This is a genomic window from Citrobacter sp. S55_ASV_140 (assembly GCF_018919505.1).
In the GTDB taxonomy this organism is placed as follows: Bacteria; Pseudomonadota; Gammaproteobacteria; order Enterobacterales; family Enterobacteriaceae; genus Citrobacter; species Citrobacter werkmanii.
In genome coordinates, this window is the sequence record NZ_JAHLQZ010000356.1 from 1 (window position 1) to 2027 (window position 2027).

At 51.0% G+C, this 2027-nt stretch carries 2 tRNA genes and 2 rRNA genes; all 4 read left to right on the plus strand.

Annotation, left to right across the window (positions count from 1 at the left end):
• Window positions 1-57: ribosomal RNA gene (locus KQJ18_RS23695) — 16S ribosomal RNA — on the plus strand; the annotation flags it as partial.
• A 71-nt stretch (window positions 58-128) separates the two neighbouring features.
• Window positions 129-205 (plus strand) — tRNA-Ile (locus tag KQJ18_RS23700).
• Between the two features lie 109 nt (window positions 206-314).
• Window positions 315-390: transfer RNA gene (locus KQJ18_RS23705), tRNA-Ala, on the plus strand.
• Window positions 391-588: 198 nt separating this feature from the next.
• Window positions 589-2027 (plus strand): 23S ribosomal RNA (locus KQJ18_RS23710); the annotation flags it as partial.

Genomic DNA, 2027 nt, shown 5'->3' on the forward strand with positions numbered 1-2027 from the left:
GGGGTGAAGTCGTAACAAGGTAACCGTAGGGGAACCTGCGGTTGGATCACCTCCTTACCTTAAAGAACCGACCTTTGCAGTGCTCACACAGATTGTCTGATGAAAATTAGCAGTAAGAAAATCTCTGCAGGCTTGTAGCTCAGGTGGTTAGAGCGCACCCCTGATAAGGGTGAGGTCGGTGGTTCAAGTCCACTCAGGCCTACCAAATTTCTGCTGATGCTGCGTTGCGGCGACACTCACATACTTTAAGTATGCTTCGTGTCACCACGCCTTGCCTCAACGGAAATTAAGGTTGATGAGATTTTAACTACGATGGGGCTATAGCTCAGCTGGGAGAGCGCCTGCTTTGCACGCAGGAGGTCTGCGGTTCGATCCCGCATAGCTCCACCATCTTTACTGCAACAACCCAAGAAAACTTCAGAGTGTACCTGAAAAGGTTCACTGCGAAGTTTTGCTCTTTAAAAATCTGGATCAAGCTGAAAATTGAAACGACACACTGTGTCTGTTCTCCGTAATAAGAACAGATAAAAGGTGTGTTCGAGTCTCTCAAATTTTCGCAATCAGAAGTGAAACATCTTCGGGTTGTGAGGTTAAGCGACTAAGCGTACACGGTGGATGCCCTGGCAGTCAGAGGCGATGAAGGACGTGCTAATCTGCGATAAGCGCCGGTAAGGTGATATGAACCGTTATAACCGGCGATTTCCGAATGGGGAAACCCAGTGTGATTCGTCACACTATCGTTAACTGAATACATAGGTTAACGAAGCGAACCGGGGGAACTGAAACATCTAAGTACCCCGAGGAAAAGAAATCAACCGAGATTCCCCCAGTAGCGGCGAGCGAACGGGGAGCAGCCCAGAGTCTGAATCAGCATGTGTGTTAGTGGAACGGTCTGGAAAGTCCGACGGTACAGGGTGATAGTCCCGTACACAAAAACGCATGTGTTGTGAACTCGAAGAGTAGGGCGGGACACGTGGTATCCTGTCTGAATATGGGGGGACCATCCTCCAAGGCTAAATACTCCTGACTGACCGATAGTGAACCAGTACCGTGAGGGAAAGGCGAAAAGAACCCCGGCGAGGGGAGTGAAAAAGAACCTGAAACCGTGTACGTACAAGCAGTGGGAGCACCTTCGGGTGTGACTGCGTACCTTTTGTATAATGGGTCAGCGACTTATATTCTGTAGCAAGGTTAACCGTATAGGGGAGCCGAAGGGAAACCGAGTCTTAACTGGGCGTTAAGTTGCAGGGTATAGACCCGAAACCCGGTGATCTAGCCATGGGCAGGTTGAAGGTTGGGTAACACTAACTGGAGGACCGAACCGACTAATGTTGAAAAATTAGCGGATGACTTGTGGCTGGGGGTGAAAGGCCAATCAAACCGGGAGATAGCTGGTTCTCCCCGAAAGCTATTTAGGTAGCGCCTCGTGAATTCATCTTCGGGGGTAGAGCACTGTTTCGGCTAGGGGGTCATCCCGACTTACCAACCCGATGCAAACTGCGAATACCGAAGAATGTTATCACGGGAGACACACGGCGGGTGCTAACGTCCGTCGTGAAGAGGGAAACAACCCAGACCGCCAGCTAAGGTCCCAAAGTCATGGTTAAGTGGGAAACGATGTGGGAAGGCACAGACAGCCAGGATGTTGGCTTAGAAGCAGCCATCATTTAAAGAAAGCGTAATAGCTCACTGGTCGAGTCGGCCTGCGCGGAAGATGTAACGGGGCTAAACCATGCACCGAAGCTGCGGCAGCGACACTATGTGTTGTTGGGTAGGGGAGCGTTCTGTAAGCCGTTGAAGGTGGCCTGTGAGGGTTGCTGGAGGTATCAGAAGTGCGAATGCTGACATAAGTAACGATAATGCGGGTGAAAAACCCGCACGCCGGAAGACCAAGGGTTCCTGTCCAACGTTAATCGGGGCAGGGTGAGTCGACCCCTAAGGCGAGGCCGAAAGGCGTAGTCGATGGGAAACAGGTTAATATTCCTGTACTTGGTGTTACTGCGAAGGGGGGACGGAGAAGGCTATGT